This is a genomic window from Streptomyces sp. NPDC091387 (genome assembly GCF_044756945.1).
GTDB lineage: Bacteria > Actinomycetota > Actinomycetes > Streptomycetales > Streptomycetaceae > Streptomyces.
On the sequence record NZ_JBIVTZ010000031.1, the window covers coordinates 24372 to 45302 of the forward strand.

Here is a 20931-nt window from a genome sequence, read left to right on the forward strand (position 1 = left end):
CGCCGTCGGCTGTGCGCGTTAGGCCTCGTTGCGGGCACGACGGCGTGCGGCTCGACGGACCATGATCAGTCCTGCGGCCCCGACCGCTCCCGCGGCCAGCGCGACAGTGGTCCCCACGTTCCCGTCGCTCTCGGCGCTGAGGTTGGTCATGTCGGGGACGCCCCCGCCGCCGGCGGGCACCGCACCGGACGGCCGGTCGTACTTCGATTCGACACCCGACGCGGACGAGTCCCGGCCGCTGTCCTCGGCGCGGCGGCCGTTATCCGCCGGCTTGGAGCAGTCGACGCGGAAGCTCTTCTGCTTCGGACCCGCCGTGGTGATCCACACCAGCTGGTACGTGCCCTCCGGGAGCAGGTACTCCTGGCTGCGCGCCGAGCCGTTCACGAGCGGCAGCGCGCTCTGCAGCGTGTCGCCCGGGGGAACGGTCGGGGGCTGCGCGGTAATCGTCCAAGGAACGGCCGGGAGGGACTCGAAGTTGCTGGCGGCGAGGACGAACTTGCACACCTCGACCCCGTCACCGCCGCGTGAGTTCCAGCCCACCGAGCGGATGTCGATTTCACCGCTGTCGCCGGGGGCGGCGTAGGCGGCGGACGCACCGGCCAGCGTCGCTCCGGCGATGACGACCGCGGCAGCCACGGAACCGCCCACGCGGACACTGCGGGCGCGGACGGAAGCGGAAATACGCATGCTGAACTCCCTCAAGCCGAGATGATTGTCATACTGATCGATTGATCGCCTAAGGAATGGCATGGATCGGCGGAGAAACATGTCGTAACACTCTAAAAAAGCCGACAAGTACCCTGAGTAGCCGATAGCGGGCCAGAATGCGGCAGGGGTGGCGAGCCGACCGATCCGCGGTTGTCTTGTGTGCCATGTGGCCGACGAACACGCGACGGGTTGCCGTTGCTTTCAGTGCTTGTACCACCGGTGGTACAGAGCCACGACGACCGGTGGACGCTTGCTGGTGACGGGTTCGTTCTATTTCGACGCCTGTGGCTTCCGGGAGACAGCAGCAGGGCTGATCGCCCTGTAACACCACGGCCCGACCCTCGGCCCTGGTGCACACCGCCCACTCATTCCCAGCTGTCACCCACCGTGTCGGCACCACAGAAGCTGTCCCAGAACCCATTTTCGTGAATAGAGCCGCATTGGGACACGATCCGGCCGCGCACCAAGCGCTACAAAGCGAGCGGCGGTGTGGTCTCGGGCACAGGCGGCGTCTGCCACCTGTACGTCCCCGCGCGCCCGACACCCGTCCAGCGCCGGGCTCCGGCCGCCGTCGGGGTCCGCTGACGCGGTCCGGCTCTCCCGAGGCAGTGACGCAGGTCTCTACCCCGGGGGCCCGTCCTGCTGGCACTGTGGTCGGGTCCTCGGGGGACAACGACTGCCGGCCGACCCGAACGAGATGCCATGACCGCGACTGCCGCCGCAACCGCCACCCCTGCCCGCCGCCGCACGCGGACGGGCGGGCCAGGGGACCGCTCCGGGCTGCTGGAGACCCTCCTGGGCTGGACGCTCGTCGTCGTCATCGCCATGTTCGTCACACAGATCGGTCTCATGTGACCTGACGGGGGCGTGACGGCGGACGTGGCGGGGGCGGGGAGTCCGCCTGGCTCCCCGCCCCCGTCATGCACGCTGCGGCGATGTCAGTTGATCGCCTTGATCAGCTCGCCGTCGGTGGTGTCACCGCTGAGCTCCCAGAGGAAGGTGCCGCCCAGGCCCTGCTGGTTCTTGTAGTCCATCTTGGACGAGATGGTGGCCGGGGTGTCGTAGCTCCACCAGTTGGTGCCGCAGTGCGCGTACGCCGTACCGGCGACCGTGCCGGTGGTCGGGCAGCTGTTCTTGAGGACCTTGTAGTCCTCGATGCCCGCCTCGTACGTACCCGCGGCAGCGCCGGTGGCCGTGCCGCCCGGCTCGTCCTGCGTGACGCCGGTCCAGCCGCGGCCGTAGAAGCCGATGCCGAGCAGCAGCTTCGACGCGGGAACGCCCGCGGCCTTCAGCTTGGAGATGGCCGCGTCGCTGTTGAAGCCCTCCTTTGGAATGCCCGGGTAGGAGTTCAGCGGGGAGTGCGGCGCCGTCGGACCCTTGGCGTCCCAGGCGCCGAAGAAGTCGTACGTCATCGGGTTGTACCAGTCGACGTACTGTGCCGCGCCGCCGTAGTCGACGGCGTCGAGCTTGCCGCCGTCGGAGCCGTCCGCGCTGATCGCCGAGGTGACCAGGTTGTTCGCGCCGAACTTGGAGCGCAGGGCGGACAGCAGGTTGCCGTAGGCGTCACGGCCGCTGGTGTCACAGGTCAGACCGCACTCGTTGGGGTACTCCCAGTCGATGTCGATGCCGTCGAAGACATCGGCCCAACGGGGGTCCTCCACCAGGCTGTAGCAGGAGTCGGCGAACGCGGCCGGGTTCTGCGCGGCCTCGCCGAAGCCGCCGGACCAGGTCCAGCCGCCGAACGACCAGAGGATCTTGAGGTCGGGGTGCAGCTTCTTCAGCTTGCGGAGCTGGTTGAAGCTGCCGCGCAGCTCCTGGTCCCAGGTGTCGGCCACCCCGTCGACCGACTGGTCGGCCGTGTAGGCCTTCTCGTAGTCGGCGTAGGAGTCACCGACCGTGCACTTGCCGCCCTGGACGTTGCCGAAGGCGTAGTTGATGTGCGTGAGCTTGTCGGCCGAGCCCGACGTCTCGATGTTCTTGACGTGGTAATCGCGGTCGTAGACACCCCAGTCGGTGAAGTAGCCGACCACCTTGCCGCCGGCCGCTGTGGGGGCGGCGGGCGCTGCCGCGGGGGCGGCCTTCAGGTCGGCGGGGGCCGCTCCGGCGGATCCGGTGCCCGCGACACCCAGCAGGGCGGCGCCCAGGGCGGCGGTACAGGCGGCAGCGGCGAACGCCCGGAGACGGGCTCCCGGGCGATGCAGTCCAATCATCGTTGCTCCTCGTGGGGGAGGGGACTTGCCGGTGGACGACCGGCTTTCGACGCTCACATGATTGGCATGAACGCGGAAAGCCGGTTCGCAGCGAACCGTAGATGGACTAGACCAGTTGGGTCAATGGTTCGGACCAATTCTGGTGACGGGCGCCCGACGGGCCGCTGACCGCCGCCAGCTGCCGGGTGCCGTGGCCGAAGAGGTCTGTCACCCAGTGACGGATACCGTCCGATCGGGCATACTCAAGCCGCCACAGCCGCTGACCGGCACCTCTCGTAATCCGGGAGGGCAACATCGGCTGGTCCGCAGTCTTTTCGGGCCCCGCCCGGAGATCCCCCGGCGGCGCCGCTCACACCCCGCGCGCGCGACCGCCGCAACGCCCGACAGGGAGGAGAGCGCCGTCATGTCCGACCGTGCCCCGCAGGCAGTGGAACGCCGTCTGCCCACCGAGGAGTCCAGGCAGCTCATCGCGCTCGTCCGCGACATCGCCCAGCGGGAGATCGCACCGCGGGCGGCCGAGGAGGAGGACGCCGGCCGGTTCCCGCGCGAAGTCTTCACACTGCTCTCCGAGTCCGGCCTCCTCGGGCTGCCGTACGACTCCGCCCACGGCGGTGGCGACCAGCCGTACGAGGTGTACCTCCAGGTCCTCGAAGAGCTCGCGGCCGCCCGCCTCACCGTCGGACTCGGCGTGAGCGTCCACTCCCTCGCCTGCCACGCGGTCGCCGGCTACGGCACCAAGGAACAGCAGGCCGAACACCTTCCGTCGATGCTCGGGGGCGGCCTGCTGGGCGCCTACTGCCTCTCGGAGCCCGCCTCGGGCTCCGACGCCGCCTCGCTGCGAACGAAGGCCGTACGGGACGGGGACGACTGGGTCATCACCGGCACCAAGGCATGGATCACCCATGGCGGCATCGCCGACTTCTACACCGTGCTGGCCCGTACCGGCGTCGACGGCGCCCGCGGAATCACCGCCTTCCTCGTCCCCGGGGACGCGGCGGGACTGAGCGCCGCCCTCCCCGAGAAGAAGATGGGGATGAAGGGCTCGCCCACCGCCCAGCTCCATTTCGACGGCGTACGGGTCCCGGACGCGCGCCGGATCGGCGAGGAGGGGCAGGGCTTCGCGATCGCGCTGTCCGCACTCGACTCCGGCCGGCTGGGCATCGCCGCCTGCGCGATCGGTGTGGCCCAGGCGGCGCTGGACGAGGCCGTCGCGTACGCCACCGGCCGCAAGCAGTTCGGCCGCCCCATCGCGGACTTCCAGGGGCTGCGGTTCATGCTCGCGGACATGGCCACCCAGATCGAGGCCGGCCGGGCGCTCTATCTGGAGGCGGCCAGGCTGCGTGACGCGGGCAGCCCGTTCTCGCGGCAGGCGGCCATGGCCAAGCTGTTCTGCACGGACGCCGCGATGCGGGTCACCGTCGACGCCGTCCAGGTGCTCGGCGGATACGGCTACACGCTGGACTTCCCCGTCGAACGGCTCATGCGCGAGGCGAAGGTGCTGCAGATCGTCGAGGGCACCAACCAGATCCAGCGCATGGTCATCGCCCGCCACCTCGCGGGTCCTGAGACGCACTGACCCGCAGCGGGCGGTCCGACCACACGGGCATCGTCATGAGCCGGTTCCACTCGTGGTCATGGCGGCTCGGCAGGGTCCTGTCGGTGCCCTCCCACTGCCGGAGCATCGCCCGGTAGAGGGGAGGATCGGTCGATTGGGGCATCGAGCGCGGTGCCGGACGGGGCGGCTCGGGCTGCGGCGCCGGTGACGATCCGGGCTGCGGAACCGATTCTTCGGCAGCCGGAACGGCGAGACGGCGGCCGGGGCCGGCTGTGGAGTGCAGCAAGGTCATGACCGGCGAACGCCGCGCGGCGGGGCCGGGTCACTGTCCGGCCGATTCGGGCGCCCGTTCGCCAGGTCCGCCGGCATGCCGGAGCCCCGTTGGCTGCCCGCACCACGCCGGTCGGGCCGTCGTGGTGCAGCGCAGTTCTGTCGTCAGGAGGCTCGCGGTCCCGCGGAGGCGGGAGGCGGCCTCAGGCGGCGTCGCGCCGGAGTTGGTGCGGCACCCGGAGCGGGCGCGAGCCGTCGCCCCCGGCGTGCGAGAAGGGCTGCATCCTCCAGTCGAGCCCCTGAGGGAGCGTCAACAGCAGGGCCGTCTCCTGCTCCTGGACGTCGGTCGACTCATCGGCGGGCCGCGCCTTCGACGCCGGACGGCCGGTCCCCGCGCACACCGTCAGAACGAACGGGTTCCACGCGGTCGGGCACAGGGCGTGTTCCGGCAGCGTGTCCTCGTCCGCCAGGAGGGCGATCGGCTGTGCGCAGTCCGGGCAGGTGACCCGGTACATCTCAAGTGTGTCGTACACGTCGGGAGCGTTGTCCTCGAAAGGATCAACGGGTTCCGGTTCGGTACGTCCGGTGAGCTTCATGCTCTGCATGGGAAATTCCCCCCTCGGGTGGGCCGACAAGGCGCCGCGGCCTCGGCCAAAGCAAGCACTTCCCGTCGCGGATCGGCCGTAACCGCGAGGTGCCCGGCTACCGACCCGTAAACCTGTGGCATTCATCACATGGCTGCCGCAAGGCGCCCTCCGTCGGCTCCCGTGGCTGTGCCTGGAGGCACCTGGGGCCATAGATTGATCCATATGGAGGAGCTGGACCGTCAAATCGTGGAGTTGCTCGTCAGGGACGGGCGGATGAGCTACACCGACCTGGGCAAGGCGACCGGCCTGTCCACCTCGGCCGTTCATCAGCGAGTCCGCAGGCTGGAGCAGCGCGGGGTGATCCGGGGCTATGCCGCGGTCGTCGACCCCGAAGCCGTCGGCCTGCCGCTGACCGCGTTCATCTCGGTCAAGCCCTTCGACCCGAGTGCGCCGGACGACATCGCGGAGCGGCTCGCCGGTGTCCCGGAGCTGGAGGCGTGCCACAGCGTCGCGGGTGACGAGAATTACATCCTGAAGGTACGGGTCGCGACCCCGCTGGAGCTCGAGCACCTGCTGACGCGGATCCGCTCGCTCGCCGGTGTCTCCACGCGCACCACGGTCGTCCTGTCCACACCGTACGAGGCGCGGCCGCCGCAGATCTGAGGGGTCGCGCACGGGGCGGGACCCGGCAGGCGGGAGACTGTTCCCATGACCGAGAGCACCGCCCCCCAGAGCGAACACCGCACCGTGCTGCTGCGCGGTGGAGACGTCCACAGCCCCGCCGACCCCTTCGCCACCGCCATGGTGGTCGAACGGGGCCATGTCGCCTGGGTCGGCTCCGAGGGGGCCGCCGACGCCTTCGCGGGCGGCGTCGACGAGGTGATCGACCTCGACGGGGCGCTGGTCACCCCCGCGTTCACCGACGCCCACGTCCACACCACGTCGACCGGACTGGCCCTCACCGGCCTCGACCTCTCCGGTGCCCGCACCCTGGACGAGGCCCTCGGACTCGTACGGACGTACGTGGCGGCGCACCCCGCCGACCAGGTGGTCCTGGGGCACGGCTGGGACGCCACGCGCTGGCCCGAACAGCGGCCGCCCACCCGCGCGGAGCTCGATGCGGCGGCCGGCGGGCGGGCGGTCTACCTGCCCCGGGTCGACGTGCACTCGGCGGTCGCCAGTACCGCGCTGCTGGACCTGGTGCCCCGGATCGCCTCGATGCCCGGCTACCACCCCCAGGCGCCGCTGACCGGCGCCGCCCACCACGCGGTGCGCGCGGCCGCCCACGGGGCCGTCTCGCCGCAGCAGCGCGCCGACGCCCAGCGAGCCGCGCTGCGCGAGGCCGCCTCCCTGGGCATCGGAACGGTCCACGAGTGCGGCGGCCCCGACATCTCCGACGAGGAGGACTTCACCGCCCTGCTGAAGCTCGCCGCGGGGCAGCGCGGACCGCGGGTCTTCGGCTACTGGGCCGAACAGGTCGCCGACGCGAAGGACGCCCGGCGCATCCGGGAGCTCGGCGCGGTGGGCGCGGCCGGGGACCTCTTCGTCGACGGCTCGCTCGGCTCGCACACCGCCTGCCTCCACGAGCCCTACGCCGACGCCCCGGTGACCGGCGCCGCCCATCTGGACGCCGGACAGATCGCGGCCCATGTCGCGGCCTGCACGGAGGCCGGGCTGCAGGCGGGCTTCCACGCCATCGGCGACGCCGCGCTCTCCGCCGTCGTCGAGGGCGTCAGGGGCGCCGCCGAGAAGGTGGGTCTGGGCCGGGTCAGGGCCGCCAGGCACCGGATCGAGCACGCCGAGATGCTCACCCCGGAGACCGTCGCCGCTTTCGCGGAACTGGGGCTCACCGCCTCGGTCCAGCCCGCCTTCGACGCCGCCTGGGGCGGTGAGGAGGGCATGTACGTCCAGCGGCTGGGTGGCGGGCGGGCGAGGACCCTGAACCCGTACGCGGCCCTCCTGCGGGCCGGTGTGCCCCTCGCCTTCGGCTCGGACAGCCCGGTGACCCCGCTGGACCCGTGGGGGACCGTGCGGGCCGCCGCGTTCCACCGGACGCCCGAGCACCGGATCTCCGTGCGGGCCGGCTTCACCGCCCACACCAGGGGCGGCTGGCGGGCCGTCGGCCGCGACGACGCGGGCACCCTGGTGCCGGGCGCCCCGGCCGACTACGCGGTCTGGCGCACCGAGGAACTGGTGGTCCAGGCCCCGGACGACCGGGTCGCCCGCTGGTCGACGGATCCCAGGTCGGGGACGCCGGGACTGCCGGACCTCAGCCCGGGGGCCGAACTCCCGGTCTGCCTGCGCACGGTGGTGTTCGGACAAACTGTCTACGTACGGCCGAACGAGTGACGTGCGGACATTTCGTACCGCCGATCGAAGGTGCCCCGGTTCTCCCGCGACCTGGGGATCTCCGGTACTGACCAGGCAAGTTCGGTAAACGATGCTGGTCAGGCAACTATTGACAGAATGTGCCCACCGGCCGGTAGGTTCGGCCGAGTCCACCACAGGACGTCCGACCGGTTAAACGTCCACGCAGTCGTCGAACGCCGCTGAGTCATGGGGTGGTGTGCCGCACCGGCGCACCACCGCTGACAGCCAGGTTCAGCGCCCGCGCCTCGGGGGCGAGGGAAGGTTTCAGCCGGACGGAGGGTGCGACCCGGGTGGGGCCCGGACGTTCAGTAGACAACGGCTCTAGGTCGACCCGCAGCCGGCGGGTCCCAGGTCGGCCCGAAGGACGCCGGGCCCCGATCCGCAGTTCTGTCCGTACTTCCGCTCTTCTGTCCGCCGCCGCGCTCGGGGCCGCCCCGACCGGGTCGGTCTGCGGCCCCGTCACGCTGGATATGGTGTGCACCTGCGTACGGACTTAAGGGGCAGTAAGTGAACGACGGCGGTCAGAGGCGATACGGCCCGCTCGGCAGAACCTTGGTGATCATTCCGACCTACAACGAGGCCGAGAACATCAAGCCGATCGTCAGCCGGGTGCGCGCCGCCGTACCGGAGGCCGACATCCTGGTCGCCGACGACAACAGCCCCGACGGCACCGGCAAGCTGGCCGACGAGCTGGCCGCCGAGGACGACCGGGTCCACGTGCTGCACCGCCAGGGCAAGGAAGGACTCGGCGCGGCCTATCTCGCCGGCTTCCGCTGGGGGATGGAACACGACTACGGCGTGCTCGTCGAGATGGACGCGGACGGCTCCCACCAGCCCGAGGAACTGCCCCGGCTGCTCACCGCCCTCAAGGGCGCCGATCTGGTGCTGGGTTCCCGCTGGGTCCCGGGCGGGCGCGTGGTCAACTGGCCCAAGTCCCGGGAGATGATCTCCCGCGGCGGCAGCACCTACTCGCGGCTGATGCTCGGGCTCCGCACCAGGGACGTCACCGGTGGATACCGGGCGTTCCGCACGGAGACCCTGAAGGGGATCGGCCTCGACGAGGTCGCCTCGCAGGGCTACTGCTTCCAGGTGGACCTGGCGCGCCGCGCGATCGAGGCCGGCTACCACGTCGTCGAGGTCCCGATCACCTTCGTGGACCGGGAGATCGGTGACTCCAAGATGAGCCGGGACATCCTCGTCGAGGCGCTCTGGCGGGTCACCGCCTGGGGCGTCACCACCCGTACGAACCGGGTGCTGGGACGCCGGACGCCCTGACGTCCGCGGGGCGATGATCTCCACCCCCTTACGGCGCTCGGACCCGTGGCCAGGCACACTGGTGGCATGACGACCGGCACACCGCCCCCGACCGCCCGCCGGCGCTCGCGCGCCCGGACCTTCGTACCCCTCGCCATCGCCGCCTGGGCGGTGCTGGAGATCTGGCTGCTCATCGTGGTGGCGGAGGTGGCGGGCGGGTTCGCCGTCCTGCTGCTCCTGGCCGCGGGGGTCGTGCTCGGAGCCGTGGTGATGAAGTCGGCGGGCCGCCGCGCCTTCCGCAATCTCACCGAGACGCTCCAGCAGATGCCGGGACAGCCCGGCGCCGATGGCTCCTCACCCGCGCCTCCGAGCAGCAGGGGCAACGGCTTCCTCATGCTCGGCGGGCTGCTGATCATGATTCCGGGGATGATCTCGGACGTCGCCGGACTGCTGCTCCTGGTGCCGCCGGTCCGCTCCGCGCTCAGCAGGTACGCGGAGCGGTCGCTGGAGCGCCGGATGCGCGCGGCGGCTCCCGGTGGCCTCTCGGACGCCTTCCAGCAGGCCCGGATGCACAGGCCCGACGGAAAGGTCGTCCAGGGCGAGGTCATCCGCGACGACCCCTCTCACCCCGACGAGAACCCCCGCCCGCCCCTGACGCCGTAACCCCGAGCGGCTGGTGCCCCGGGGCACCAGCCGCAAGGACAGCACAGAGCCGCGGGCCGCGACACACACAGTGTGTCGCGGCCCGCGGCTCTGTCTCAGTGCTGTGCTACGCGGTCAAGCAGACTTCCTGCTGTCCCGCGGATGCACGGCAATATTCATGGCTCCGGAGCGCAGAACCGCCAGCCTCTCGGCCAGCACCTCCTCCAGCTCCTCGCGTGTGCGCCGCTCCATGAGCATGTCCCAGTGCGTACGCGCAGGCTTGCCCTTCTTCTCCTCGGGGCCATCCCCGTCCACCAGGAGTGCCTGGGCGCCACACGCCTTGCACTCCCACTCCGGCGGAATTTCCGCCTCTACCGAGAATGGCATCTCAAATCGATGTCCGTTCTGGCATGCGTACTCCACCGCCTGGCGCGGGGCCAGATCGATGCCGCGGTCCGTCTCGTAGCTGGTAACCACAAGTCGCGTGCCGCGGAGAGCTCGCTCACTCATGAATCGTGCCTCCCGGGCTTGTCGCCCACAGGACAGGTGTCGCTGTCGTCGTCATCCGGCTCAACGTCCGGTCGACGGCAAAGATTCCCGTTGCCGGTCATGCGTCGCCCGTCGGCCGCTGAGTATTCAGGTTTGCCAGGGTTCAAGTACCCGCCAATGCCCGGTTTGTCACATCTGGCAGAAGTTGTCACCCAACGGTTTGGATTCTTCCACTGGCAGTAACGGTCCTCCGGGCAGGCCAAAGACGTACACTACCGGCCTTTTACTTCAACGTCTAAATCCGCTCCGGAACGGGATTCCCCGCCGCCGCCACGGCCAGCCGTACCGGCACCCTCGCGAGCAGCACGGAACCGACCACGAAGAAGATCACCAACGAGATGATCGCATCCCGATAACTGCCGGTCAGCTGGTATGCGAGCCCGAACACCAGTGGCCCCAGCCAGCTCAGTCCGCGGTCGCTCATCTCGTACGCCGAGAAGTACTCGGCCTCCTTGCCGCGCGGCACCAGATGCGAGTAGAGCGAGCGCGACAGGGTTTGGCTGCCGCCGAGGACCAGGCCGATCGCCGCGGCCAGCGCGTAGAAGAACACCGGCGCGTCGGCGGGCAGGAAGTATCCGGCGACGAGGATCGCCGTCCAGACGACCAGGGACGCCAGGATCGTGCGCTTAGCGCCGTACACCCGGGCCAGCCGGCCCATCCCCAGCGCTCCGGCCACCGCGAGTATCTGGACCAGCAGGACGGCGGTGATCAGCGTCGTCTGGTCGAGGCCGAGCTCCTCGGAGCCGTACACGGAGGCCTGCGAGATGACCGTCTGCACGCCGTCGTTGTAGACGAGGTAGGCGAGCAGGAAGGAGAGGGTGAGTGGATGGCGGCGCATGTCGCGCAGGGTCGCCATCAGCTGTCCCCATCCGGAGCCGACCGCTCCGCGGCCGCTCGGCGCCACCTTCCGGTCGCGCAGCCGGCGCAGCGGCACGACGGTGAACGCGCCCCACCAGACACCGGCGGAGGCGAGACAGATCCGGACGGCGTCCGACTCGGAGAGACCGAAGGAGTCGTGGCCCGTGTAGAGGATCAGGTTGAGGACGAGGACCAGCGCCCCCGACGTGTAGCCGAAGGCCCAGCCGCGCGAGGAGACCGCGTCGCGTTCGTCGGGTTCCGAGATCTGCGGCAGGTAGGCGTTGTAGAGGACCATCGACACGGATATCGCGGCATTCGCCACGATGAGCAGGAAGGCTCCGAGCAGGTAGCGGGTGCCGTCCAGGAAGAACATCGCGGCCGTCGCGGTGGCGCCCACGTATGCGGCCGCCGCCAGCAGCGGCTTCTTGCGGCCCGTGCGGTCGGCGGCCGCGCCCACGATCGGCATCAGGATCACCGCGACGACGAGGGAGGCCGAGATCGTGTACGCGAACAGCGACCCGGCGCGGATGGGGATGCCGAGCGGGCGGACGTAGCCGTCGGCGTCGGCGGCGGCCTTGGCGACCGAGGTCAGATACGGCCCGAGGAACACGGTGACGACGCTCGTCGAGTAGACGGAGCAGGCGAAGTCGTAGAAGTACCAGCCCCGCTGCTCGCGCCGGCGCTCGCCGGGATCGGCCGCCCCGGCCGTACTCTCCGCCGGTTCGGCGGTGTCCGCGGTCTCGGCGCTCATCGCGCACCCCTCGTCTCTCCCCGTGGAGACGTCACCGGGCCGGCGTCAGGCCCAGGCCCCCCGCTCGCTCAGCACCGTACGCAGCGTCTCGATGTGATCGGTCATGATGCCATCCACGCCGAGGTCCAGGAGCGCTGCCATCCGCTCCGGTTCGTTCACCGTCCAGACATGCACCTGGAGCCCCCGCGCGTGCGCCTCCCGCACGAAGCGCCGGTCCACGACCCGGACACCGCCCTGGCTCTCCGGCACCTGCGCGCACACCGCGCCGGCGCGCAGCGCCGCCGGGATGCCGTACGAGCGCAGCCGCAGGCCCAGGACGCCGCGGACTCCGTAGGAGGTGGCCAGCCGGGGGCCCGCCAGCCGGTGCGCCCTGGCGACCCTGGCCTCGGAGAACGAGCCGACGCACACCCGGTCCCAGGCGTCCGTCCGGCGGATCAGGTCCACCAGCGGCTCAAGGGCCGGCCCGGCCTTGATGTCCACGTTCCAGCGGGCCTCCGGGAACGCCTCCAGCAGCTCCTCGAACAGCGGCAGCGGTTCACGGCCCGCCACCCGGGCCCGCCGTATCTCGCTCCACGGCAGCTCCGACATCCGGCCCCTGGCGTCCGTCACCCGGTCCAGCGTGGCGTCGTGGAAGGCGACCAGCCGGCCGTCCGCCGAGGCGTGCACATCGGTCTCGAAGTACCGGTACCCGGCCTCTGCGGCCCGGCGGAACGCGGCCGCCGTGTTCTCGATCCCGTCCGCCGACCCGCCCCGGTGGGCGAACGCGAGCGGGGCGGGGTGGTCCAGGTAGGGGTGGCGTACGGAAGTCACTGCGGCAGTATGGCCTGCCCGGGTGCCGGGGCGGTGGCCGTGGTGTGGCCGTTGACCGGGATCGCGAAGACGCGCAGGAAGAACTGGGCGAGCGGGCCGATCGCCAGGGCGTAGAGGACCGTGCCGACGCCGAGGGACCCGCCGAGCAGGTATCCGGTCGCCACGACCGCCACCTCGATCGCCGTGCGGACGAGCCGGATGGAGTGGCCGGTGCGCCGGTGCAGCCCGGTCATGAGCCCGTCGCGCGGCCCGGGGCCGAACCGGGCCGCGATGTACAGCCCCGTCGCGACACCGTTCAGCACGATGCCCGCCAGCATCACCCCGGCCCGCGCGGCGAGCCCGTGCACGTCGGGGACGAGCGCCAGTGTGCCGTCCATCGCGATCCCCACCGCGAAGACATTGGAGACGGTGCCCAGCCCCGGCCGCTGCCGGAGCGGAATCCACAGCAGCAGCACGATCGCGCCGATGATGATCGAGACGACGCCGATGGTGATCCCGGTGCGCTCGGCGAGCCCCTGGTGGAGCACCCCCCACGGCTCCAGGCCGAGCCCGGCGACGACCAGCAGCGCCGAACTCGCCCCGTACAGCGCCAGACCCGTGTAGAGCTGGATCAGCCGTCGGGTGAGGTGCGCTCGGCGCGGGGCTTCGGTGGTGGACAAGTGGTGCCCCCTGGTGTGGTGGTAGTGGACTGCTGCGTGCCACTCTGTGGCAGGGGATTGGCTGCCAACCATGGCCAATTCGAGGAAGGTGGACTGATTCTCATGGTGCAGTGGACTTCGGCGGTCGGTGCGGCTCAGCTCGCCCGGCAGCTCCAGGCCCAGCAGCCCAGGCCGACGGGTCCCGGCAACCGAAGGCCGCCGGCCTACCGCGCGCTGGCCGACGGCATCCGGCTGCTCGTCCTGGAAGGCCGGGTCCCGGTCGCCGCCCGGCTCCCCGCGGAGCGGGAACTGGCGCTCGCCCTGTCCGTCAGCCGTACGACGGTCGCCGCGGCCTACGAGGGGCTGCGGGCCGAGGGGTTCCTGGAGTCCCGGCGCGGGGCCGGCAGCTGGACGGCGGTGCCCGCGGGCAATCCGCTGCCCGCCCGCGGCCTGGAGCCGCTGCCCCCGGAGGCGCTCGGATCGATGATCGACCTGGGCTGCGCCTCGCTGCCCGCCCCCGAACCGTGGCTGACCCGGGCGGTCCAGGGGGCCCTGGAGGAGCTGGCCCCGTACGCGCACACGCACGGCGACTACCCGGCGGGGCTGCCCGCGCTGCGGCAGATGATCGCCGACCGCTACACCGCGGACGGCATCCCGACGATGCCCGAACAGATCATGGTCACCACCGGTGCGATGGGCGCGATCGACGCCATCTGCCACCTCTTCGCGGGCCGCGGGGAACGGATCGCGGTGGAGTCCCCGAGTTACGCCAACATCCTCCAGCTGATGCGGGAGGCGGGCGCCCGCCTCGTACCGGTGGCCATGGAGGAGGGGCTCGGCGGCTGGGACATGAACCGGTGGCGCCAGGTGCTGCGGGACGCGGCCCCCCGGCTCGCGTACGTCGTCGCGGACTTCCACAACCCCACCGGCGCCCTGGCCGACGAGGACCGGCGCCGTGAGCTGGTGGACGCCGCCCGCTCGGCCGGCACGGTCCTGGTCGTCGACGAGACGATGAACGAACTGCACCTGGACGACGACGTGCGGATGCCGCGCCGGGTCTGCGCCTTCGACCCGGCGGGCAGCACCGTGCTCACCGTCGGCTCGGCCAGCAAGGCCTTCTGGGCCGGCATGCGGATCGGCTGGGTGCGCGCCGCACCGGACGTCATCCGCAGCCTGGTGGCCGCCCGCGCCTACGCCGACATGGGCACCCCGGTCCTGGAACAGCTGGCCGTCAACTGGCTGATGCGCACCGGCGGCTGGGAAGAGGCCGTGCAGATCCGCCGGGAGCAGGCGCGGGGCAACCGGGACGCGCTGGTCACGGCCGTGCGGCGGGAGCTGCCGGACTGGGAGTTCACCGTGCCGCGCGGCGGTCTGACGCTCTGGGTACGCACCGGCGGCCTCTCCGGATCGCGGCTCGCGGTGGCCGGGGAGCGGGTCGGGGTGCGGGTGCCGTCCGGGCCCCGGTTCGGTGTCGACGGCGCCTTCGAGGGATACGTACGGCTGCCGTTCACGGTCGGCGGGCCGGTGGCGGACGAGGCGGCCCTGCGGCTCGCGGCCGCCGCCCGGCTGGTCAGCTCGGGAGCGGGCGCGGGCGCGGAGGCGCCTCGGACGTTCGTCGCCTGAGCGGTCGCCGGGGCGGAGGCGAGGGAGGGCCCGCGGATCACCTGATCCGCGGGCCCTCCCTCGCCTCCGCGTCCGTCAGTCGCTGACGGCCACGGCCTCCATGGCGACGGAATCGGTCGCGGTCTCCGCCGCCGGGTCGGGCGCGCTCGCCTCGATCGCCGTCCGCCGTTCGGGCAGCAGGCCGAGCACCGTCTGCCGCTGCGCCTCGCTGGTCGCGTCGTCGTACGGGTCGGGCGTGGCCGGCACCTGGATGCGCAGCACCGGACCGGTGCCGAGCCGTGCGTACCCGCGGCCGGGCGGGACGTCCGGGGTCGGGGTGGTGTGCGGCTCGAGTCCCAGGACGGACTCGATCTGGGCGGGGGAGCAGTGGCCGAGTACCACCCGGGCCCGGGTGTGGGTCCGCACGGTGTCGTTCAGGCCGTCCAGGCTGTCGAACTGCTCGGTCATCACCACGGTGACGTTGGCGGCCCTGCCGTGCCGCAGCGGTACCTGGAGCAGTTCCTGCGGGTCGGGCCCGCCGTCGGCGGCGGCCAGGTGGCCGAGCACGCTGGGCCGGTCCAGCAGGATCCAGAGCGGGCGCCTGGTGTCCTCGGGGACGGCGTGGCCGGACTGCCGGGCCCGGTTGGCCTCGATCAGCCGGCGCTCCGTCTCGTGCGCCGCCCATTCCAGGGTGGCCAGCGCCCCGGCCGCGCCGCACTCCACGGCGAGCACGCCCTCGCGGCCGTTGAAGCAGGCGTACTCGCCGATGCCGCTGCCCTCGATGATCAGGATGTCGCCCTGCTGGAGGGCCTGGAGGGCGATGGAGCGCATCAGTGTGGTGGTGCCGCTGCCGGGCTGTCCCGCGATCAGCAGATGCGGCTCCGTGGTGCGTGCGCCGGTCCGCCAGACGACTCCGGGCGCGTCCCGGGTCTCGTCCCCGTCGCTCACCGGGACGGTGCGCCGCACCGCGTCGTCGTCCGTGAAGCCGAGGACGGTCTCGCCGGGGGCGATGACGAAGCGCTGGGCGGCGATCGAGGTGGGCAGGGCGTCGAGCACGCTCAAGACGAGCTGGTTGCCCTCCTCGTCCCAGCTGAACCGGTACTCCCGGCCGCGGCCCGACTTGGCGTGCAGCAGCTGTTCGATCCGGGCACGGGAGGCGGCCTCGCTGTCGGCGAAGTACGCGGGGTACGTCACCCGGAGCCGGGAGACCCGGCCGTCGCCGTCGAACTCGTAGTCGTTGAAGACCTGGTCCCAGTCGCCGCCGTGGGCGAACAGCGGACTGGGGTCGTCGGGTGTGGAGAAGTACGGCACGAGCGCCTCGTACAGGGCTTGCAGGCGTGCGGTCTCCGCCTCGTCCGGGCCGGTCCTGACGGGAGTGCGTGCCCGTCCCTTCCACGCGGCTGCGGCCATCACCGCCACCAGGGCCGTGAACGTCCCGTAGGGGACGAGCGCGACCACGAGTACGCAGGCCGCGACGAGGAACAGCGTGGGACCACGCCGGTCCTTGGGCGTCGCGGCCCACTTCTGCCGTCCTGCCCCCGCCAGCAGCCGCAGACCACGGGTGATCATGATCAGCGGATGGAGCACGTCGGTGGCGCTGTCGGCGGCCGTGCGCGCGAACTCTCGACTGCGAGTGATCGAAGCGCTGCCGCTGCTCAGAATGCGGGGGAGTGGTCGCCGGGCCACGTCTGTCTCCTGAAGGGGGTGGGAGCGGGAGCGGTACGTCAGAACTTGATCCCGCCCAAGAGGCCGGCGAGGCTCGCGCCGCCCGCGGTGATGCTCGGTGCGATGGCGGTGCCGGCCAGGTAGAAGCCGAACAGGGCGGTGATGAGGGCGTGCGAGGCCTTGAGGCCGTCCTTCCTGAAGAACAGGAAGACGATGATGCCGAGGATGACGACGCCTGACATGGAAAGGATCATGAGTGGTTCTCCTGGTTGGGGGGACAGTCACCATGAGTCCTTCCAGGCTCACCGGAAGTATCTATAGGATAAAAGGTGCAAGTGGGTGAAAAGTCTGGTTTTTCACTGGACTGGCGGACGGTGGAGCGCAGGTCGGAGGGGTTCCGGTGCCGTGCACCGCTCCACCGTCAGTCGACGTGATCTTTTGCCATGGGCGGGCCGGGTCGTGGGTGCGTCCGGGCAGTACCCTGTCGATTCACTCGTACGGCCTCAAGGCGCATGCCCCCACAGGCCGGCGGCGGAGCATTCGGTTAACGGAAAGGCGGTCCCCCGATGAGCGAAACCCCTGATCCCGAGGTGGTGGAGCTGGCGACCAAGGTCTTCGACCTGGCGCGCCGCGGCGACACCGACGCGCTCGCGGCCTACGTCGACGCCGGTGTCCCCGCGAACCTCACCAACGACCGGGGCGACTCGCTGCTGATGCTCGCCGCCTATCACGGGCACGCCCCCGCGGTCACGGCACTGGTGGGTCGCGGCGCGGACCCGGACCGGGCCAACGACCGGGGGCAGACGCCGCTCGCCGGAGCCGTCTTCAAGGGTGAGGACGAGGTGATCGCGGCCCTGCTCGCCGCAGGAGCCGATCCGGCGGCCGGAACGCCCTCCGCCCTGGATACCGCACGTATGTTCGGCAAGGCCGACCTGCTGGAACTCTTCGGTTCCCGCTGACCGGGTCCGCCGTAAATGTGGTCGCGGTGGCGAAATGGGTGGGTCATCATGACGTCGCGGGTCCGATTCGGGCCACCGACGAGAGGCAGAGGAAGATGGTCTACACCAGGCGGAAGACGGCGGTCGGCCGATCATGTCGCTGCGCGGTCTAGTGCCTGTCCGGCACGCGGCACTGCACAGTCCCCGGTTGCGTCGACAGCTTGATGTGAGGCTTTTCCCATGTTTGATCCGTTCATAGCGCCGAGCGGCACGCTGCTCGGCCTGCTGCAGAGGGGCCGCGGCGACGGCACGCTCCACGCGCTCGCCGCACCGCGCCCCGAGGCCCTGGCGGCTCTCAACCACTGCGTCCTGAGCGATCCGCGTCACGACTGGCAGGTGGAGAACCGCTCCCTCTACTACGCGCGCCTCTACCTCGACCTCGACGGCGGCATCGAGGAGATCGAACGGCACCTCGGTGATCCCGACGACCACCTCGACACCGACGAGTCACGGACCGGCCTGGCCCTCGCCGTACTCGGCCACCTCGCCTCGTACGGACGCGACGACGCCCTCGCCCTGCTGCGGCGCTACGCCGCGACCGGCGCCAACTGGGCCTGGGCCCTGGACGAGCTGGCCCTGCGCGACGACGACGCCGGCCTGCGCTCCCTCGCTGTGCCCGTGCTCGCCCGCTTCGGCATGGACGCCGAGGGCTCCGCCGAACTGGCCACCGCCGTACGCGACGCCTTCGAACCCCGGCCCTGGCGGCTCTGGGCCGACGATCCGCGCGAAGCGGTCGGTGCCCGGGTGAGGGCCGCCTCCGAACAGGGCTCGTTCGACCGCTGGCAGCGCCAGATGCGGCCCGGCGGACCCCGCCCCGGCTGGAGCGTCCAGGCCGTCTTCGACTGGGCCCAGCAAGGGCTCGACCGCGGCAGCGACCTCCATGTACCGGCCGCCCGCTGCCTCTCCGCCGTCGCGGGACCGGAGGACCGGCCCGTGATCGTCGAGGCCGCCCGCAGCGGTCCTGAAGGCGCCCGGTGCGCCGCCCTGCACTACCTGACCGAGGCCCAGGACCCGGTCGTGCTCGACCTGATCGAGTCCGCCGCGGTCAGCTCCTCGCGCACCGTCGCCGACGCGGCCGTCGCCGCCTTCGAGCGGATGTGCGGTGAAGCGGCCGTCGACCGCGCCCGGCGCTGGGCCCGGCGGCCCGACGCGCTCGGCGCCTCGGCGGCGGGTGTACTGGCCGGCCGCGGCGGCGCGCAGGACGCCTCGCTGGTCCTCGGCGCCCTGCGCGAAGCCGTACGCGGCGACGGGCCCGACGCACCCCGCCTGTGGACACTGGTCGACGGCACCGGACGGCTCGGCATCGCCTGCGCCGCTCCCGTCCTGCGCCACGTCTACCGGGAGACGTCCTCCTCCCACCTGCGCGGCAGAGCCGCCCGCGCGCTGGCCGCCACCGACCCCTCCTTCGCCACCGGCTTCGCCGTCGAGTGCCTGTGGGACTGCGAGGAGACGACCCGCGAAGTCGCCGCACGCCACGCGGAGACCGGCGACATCAGGGTGGCCGAACGGCTGCGCCGGCTGGCCGCCGACCCGGCCGAGGAGGCCGAGGTGCAGACAGCCGTACGCAGCAGGATCGGTCCGGACGCATCCGCCGTCTGACCGGGGTACGCACAGCAGGGGCGTTGCGCGTCGGGGGGCGCGCGGCGCGACATCGCCCGACCGGCGACGGGCCGCGCCGGTACGGTGTCCGGCCGGGGTGCGGACCCCGTGCCGAGGGCCTGGGAGCGGAGCCGTCCGGGTCCCGCGGGGCCGGCCGGCAGCGCGTGACCGACTCCGGGGCAAGCAGCGGCTTCTGCGCCGTTTCGACCGTTGTCGGTGCGAGGACCTAATCTGTGCAGCGTGACTTCGCCTGCCTATACGGAAAACGCTGCGCCCCAGCTCAGCGCGGGGCCGCGGCCCGCACCGGGCCCGGCCGCCGACGAGGGGCTCTCGCGGCGGCTGCGCGCCCTCGCCTGCACGGCGCCGCTGCACGACCTCGACGTGCGCAAGGCGAACCTCGCCGGTGAGTTCACCATCTACGCGATGGCGGAGGTCGCGCTCGCCGCGATCGACCACGTCACGCTCAACATGGACTTCGACACCGGCGCGGACCACGACCAGATAGTGGCCAGACTCCTCCCGCGCGTCGCCGCGCAGGCCCCGCGCCGCCCGGCCGCCGAACACGAACGGGTCGCCCGCTGGGTCCTGGAGAACCTGATCAACGTCGGCAGCGTCGACCGGGGCTTCCGGGCCGTCTACGGCACCTTCGGCCCGGACGGCACGTACGTCCGCCGGGACTACGACTTCAAACTGATCGAGGAAGTCCCCGGATACGGCGGCAGCGTCTATCTGCGGGCCACCGACGAGGCGGTCAACGTCCTGGTCGGCGCCCTCGACACGGACGTCACCAGCGCCCAGATCGCCGCCGAGGTGAAGCTGGAGGTCCTGATCAGCCGCGGCCGCCTCGCCGACGCGCAGCTCGCCGCCGAGCAGGCCCGCTACCGGACCGTCCAGTACGCCGAGACCCTCCGCAAGACACTCGACGCCACCCGGCGCAACGTCCGGGCGGTCGACTGGCTCAACGCCGTGCCCGACATGATCGCCGAGGCGCTGGACCACGTCGCCGACCGCTACCGCCACGAGAACGCCATCCTCACCAACATCCGCAAGGCCCGTGACGAGGCCGAGGAGCCCGAGCACAAGCGGCGCGCCGCCGAACTCGTCGACATCGTCAAGGACTGCATCCGCCGCCACACCCAGCTGCAGTCCCGCCTGCTGGAGGCCGGACCGCTGTTCCGCGCCGAGCAGGACCGGCAGGCGTTCGCCGCACCGGCCGTCCGGACCGGCCTCGACCTGTACGGACAGCTGCTGGCACCGCTGCTGCCGCTCCCCGTCGAGCAGGCGATCCGCGCCACCGACGCGTTCTTCGCCCACGGCACGGGACTGCGCACCCCCACCTCTGTACGGGTGGGCGACCTCGTCGACATGCTGCTGACCCCGCCGCTGGAGCGCGAACACCTGGGCGCGGAGATGCCCGAACCCGATCTGATCGCCACCCCGGCCGACAGCCGGTTCAGCGAGGAGCAACTGGCGAGCGCCATGGAGCTGCTGGACCTCGAGCCCGACGCGCCGCGCCGCCTCTCCGGGCTGCTGGCCGACGCCAGACGGCGCGACGAGGACCTCCCCTACCTGGTCGCCCTGCTCGCGGTGCACGCGGCGAGCCCGCCGGTCGGCACCGCCTACCGGCAGGGCGAGCGCCGCCTGCTCTTCTCCGTCGACGACGGGACCCAGCTGGAGGACCACGAATTCGGCGGGGCCGACCTGATCGTGGGCATGGCCCTGCTGGACGCGGCGGGCACGGCGGCGGACCGCTCGGAGGCGGCGTGAGCGCCCCGCGGCCCGTCCGGACCGCTTCCGTCCGGACCGCTTCCGTCCGGACCGCTTCCGTCCGGACCGCTTCCGTCCGGACCGCTTCCGTCCGGACC

The 20931-nt window shown here is 71.6% G+C and carries 19 protein-coding genes and 1 pseudogene; 11 read left to right on the forward strand and 9 right to left on the reverse strand.

Features of this window, described 5'->3' with window-relative positions; translation table 11 throughout:
- Window positions 1-18: 18 nt before the first annotated feature.
- Window positions 19-687, reverse strand: coding sequence for a hypothetical protein (locus tag ACIQM0_RS37375; RefSeq protein ID WP_401295319.1), 669 nt, complete (start codon window positions 685-687; stop codon window positions 19-21).
- A 462-nt stretch (window positions 688-1149) separates the two neighbouring features.
- On the opposite strand from ACIQM0_RS37375, the pseudogene ACIQM0_RS37380 reads away from it, so the two are divergent.
- Window positions 1150-1293, forward strand: a pseudogene (locus ACIQM0_RS37380) (peptidase C39 family protein); the annotation flags it as partial.
- Window positions 1294-1410: 117 nt separating this feature from the next.
- Window positions 1411-1563 carry an SCO1431 family membrane protein gene (locus ACIQM0_RS37385; RefSeq protein ID WP_401295321.1) on the forward strand — a complete coding sequence of 51 codons (153 nt, stop codon included), beginning with the start codon at window positions 1411-1413 and terminating at the stop codon, window positions 1561-1563.
- An 83-nt stretch (window positions 1564-1646) separates the two neighbouring features.
- On the opposite strand, the gene ACIQM0_RS37390 is transcribed toward ACIQM0_RS37385, so the two are convergent.
- Entirely contained in the window at window positions 1647-2918 is a 1272-nt protein-coding gene (locus ACIQM0_RS37390) for a glycoside hydrolase family 18 protein (protein ID WP_401295323.1), read from the reverse strand.
- Between the two features lie 403 nt (window positions 2919-3321).
- Between ACIQM0_RS37390 and ACIQM0_RS37395 the strand changes: the two genes are divergently transcribed.
- Entirely contained in the window at window positions 3322-4494 is a 1173-nt protein-coding gene (locus tag ACIQM0_RS37395; RefSeq protein WP_401295325.1) for an acyl-CoA dehydrogenase family protein, read from the forward strand.
- Window positions 4495-4946: 452 nt separating this feature from the next.
- Here the strand turns inward: ACIQM0_RS37395 and ACIQM0_RS37400 are convergent, their stop codons facing one another.
- On the reverse strand, window positions 4947-5348 hold the full coding sequence (locus ACIQM0_RS37400; RefSeq protein ID WP_363031507.1) for a hypothetical protein: 402 nt from the start codon (window positions 5346-5348) through the stop codon (window positions 4947-4949).
- Window positions 5349-5552: 204 nt separating this feature from the next.
- Here ACIQM0_RS37400 and ACIQM0_RS37405 point away from each other — a divergent pair, with 204 nt between their 5' ends.
- The 4 genes from ACIQM0_RS37405 (at window position 5553) to fxsA (ending at window position 9617) form a co-directional block, all read left to right on the forward strand.
- Window positions 5553-5993: an Lrp/AsnC family transcriptional regulator gene (locus tag ACIQM0_RS37405; RefSeq protein WP_123528381.1), complete on the forward strand. Its 441-nt coding sequence runs from the start codon at window positions 5553-5555 to the stop codon at window positions 5991-5993.
- Window positions 5994-6038: 45 nt separating this feature from the next.
- On the forward strand, window positions 6039-7679 hold the full coding sequence (locus ACIQM0_RS37410) for an amidohydrolase (RefSeq protein WP_401295328.1): 1641 nt from the start codon (window positions 6039-6041) through the stop codon (window positions 7677-7679).
- A gap of 528 nt (window positions 7680-8207) precedes the next feature.
- The gene (locus ACIQM0_RS37415; RefSeq protein ID WP_363031505.1) at window positions 8208-8975 is read left to right on the forward strand and encodes a polyprenol monophosphomannose synthase; all 768 of its coding nucleotides are present in this window, start codon (window positions 8208-8210) and stop codon (window positions 8973-8975) included.
- Between the two features lie 66 nt (window positions 8976-9041).
- A complete protein-coding gene (gene fxsA, locus ACIQM0_RS37420) occupies window positions 9042-9617 on the forward strand; it encodes an FxsA family membrane protein (RefSeq protein ID WP_401295330.1) in 576 nt (191 codons plus the stop codon).
- A 114-nt stretch (window positions 9618-9731) separates the two neighbouring features.
- On the opposite strand, the gene ACIQM0_RS37425 is transcribed toward fxsA, so the two are convergent.
- From ACIQM0_RS37425 to ACIQM0_RS37440, 4 genes are all read right to left on the reverse strand, one after another.
- Window positions 9732-10106: an RNA polymerase-binding protein RbpA gene (locus tag ACIQM0_RS37425; RefSeq protein WP_003959706.1), complete on the reverse strand. Its 375-nt coding sequence runs from the start codon at window positions 10104-10106 to the stop codon at window positions 9732-9734.
- Window positions 10107-10380: 274 nt separating this feature from the next.
- Window positions 10381-11754: an MFS transporter gene (locus tag ACIQM0_RS37430; protein WP_401295332.1), complete on the reverse strand. Its 1374-nt coding sequence runs from the start codon at window positions 11752-11754 to the stop codon at window positions 10381-10383.
- A 45-nt stretch (window positions 11755-11799) separates the two neighbouring features.
- Window positions 11800-12564 carry a glycerophosphodiester phosphodiesterase gene (locus ACIQM0_RS37435; protein ID WP_363031268.1) on the reverse strand — a complete coding sequence of 255 codons (765 nt, stop codon included), beginning with the start codon at window positions 12562-12564 and terminating at the stop codon, window positions 11800-11802.
- A complete protein-coding gene (locus tag ACIQM0_RS37440) occupies window positions 12561-13223 on the reverse strand; it encodes a YitT family protein (protein ID WP_401295334.1) in 663 nt (220 codons plus the stop codon). The genes ACIQM0_RS37435 and ACIQM0_RS37440 overlap by 4 nt, the downstream gene beginning before the upstream one ends.
- A 102-nt stretch (window positions 13224-13325) precedes the next feature.
- Here ACIQM0_RS37440 and ACIQM0_RS37445 point away from each other — a divergent pair, with 102 nt between their 5' ends.
- A complete protein-coding gene (locus tag ACIQM0_RS37445; protein WP_401295336.1) occupies window positions 13326-14825 on the forward strand; it encodes a PLP-dependent aminotransferase family protein in 1500 nt (499 codons plus the stop codon).
- A 75-nt stretch (window positions 14826-14900) separates the two neighbouring features.
- Here ACIQM0_RS37445 and ACIQM0_RS37450 read toward each other — a convergent pair whose 3' ends face one another.
- Together ACIQM0_RS37450 and ACIQM0_RS37455 are read right to left on the reverse strand one after the other, a co-directional pair.
- Window positions 14901-16490, reverse strand: a complete 1590-nt coding sequence (locus ACIQM0_RS37450) for a hypothetical protein (protein ID WP_401295338.1) — start codon at window positions 16488-16490, stop codon at window positions 14901-14903.
- A 38-nt stretch (window positions 16491-16528) separates the two neighbouring features.
- The gene (locus tag ACIQM0_RS37455) at window positions 16529-16723 is read right to left on the reverse strand and encodes a hypothetical protein (RefSeq protein ID WP_123468223.1); all 195 of its coding nucleotides are present in this window, start codon (window positions 16721-16723) and stop codon (window positions 16529-16531) included.
- Window positions 16724-17035: 312 nt separating this feature from the next.
- Between ACIQM0_RS37455 and ACIQM0_RS37460 the strand changes: the two genes are divergently transcribed.
- The 3 genes from ACIQM0_RS37460 (at window position 17036) to ACIQM0_RS37470 (ending at window position 20833) form a co-directional block, all read left to right on the forward strand.
- Window positions 17036-17428: an ankyrin repeat domain-containing protein gene (locus tag ACIQM0_RS37460; protein WP_385354776.1), complete on the forward strand. Its 393-nt coding sequence runs from the start codon at window positions 17036-17038 to the stop codon at window positions 17426-17428.
- 219 nt (window positions 17429-17647) lie between these two features.
- Complete coding sequence (locus ACIQM0_RS37465) at window positions 17648-19066, forward strand: HEAT repeat domain-containing protein (protein ID WP_401295341.1); 1419 nt, start codon at window positions 17648-17650, stop codon at window positions 19064-19066.
- Window positions 19067-19306: 240 nt separating this feature from the next.
- Window positions 19307-20833: a hypothetical protein gene (locus ACIQM0_RS37470; RefSeq protein WP_401295342.1), complete on the forward strand. Its 1527-nt coding sequence runs from the start codon at window positions 19307-19309 to the stop codon at window positions 20831-20833.
- Window positions 20834-20931 lie beyond the last annotated feature (98 nt).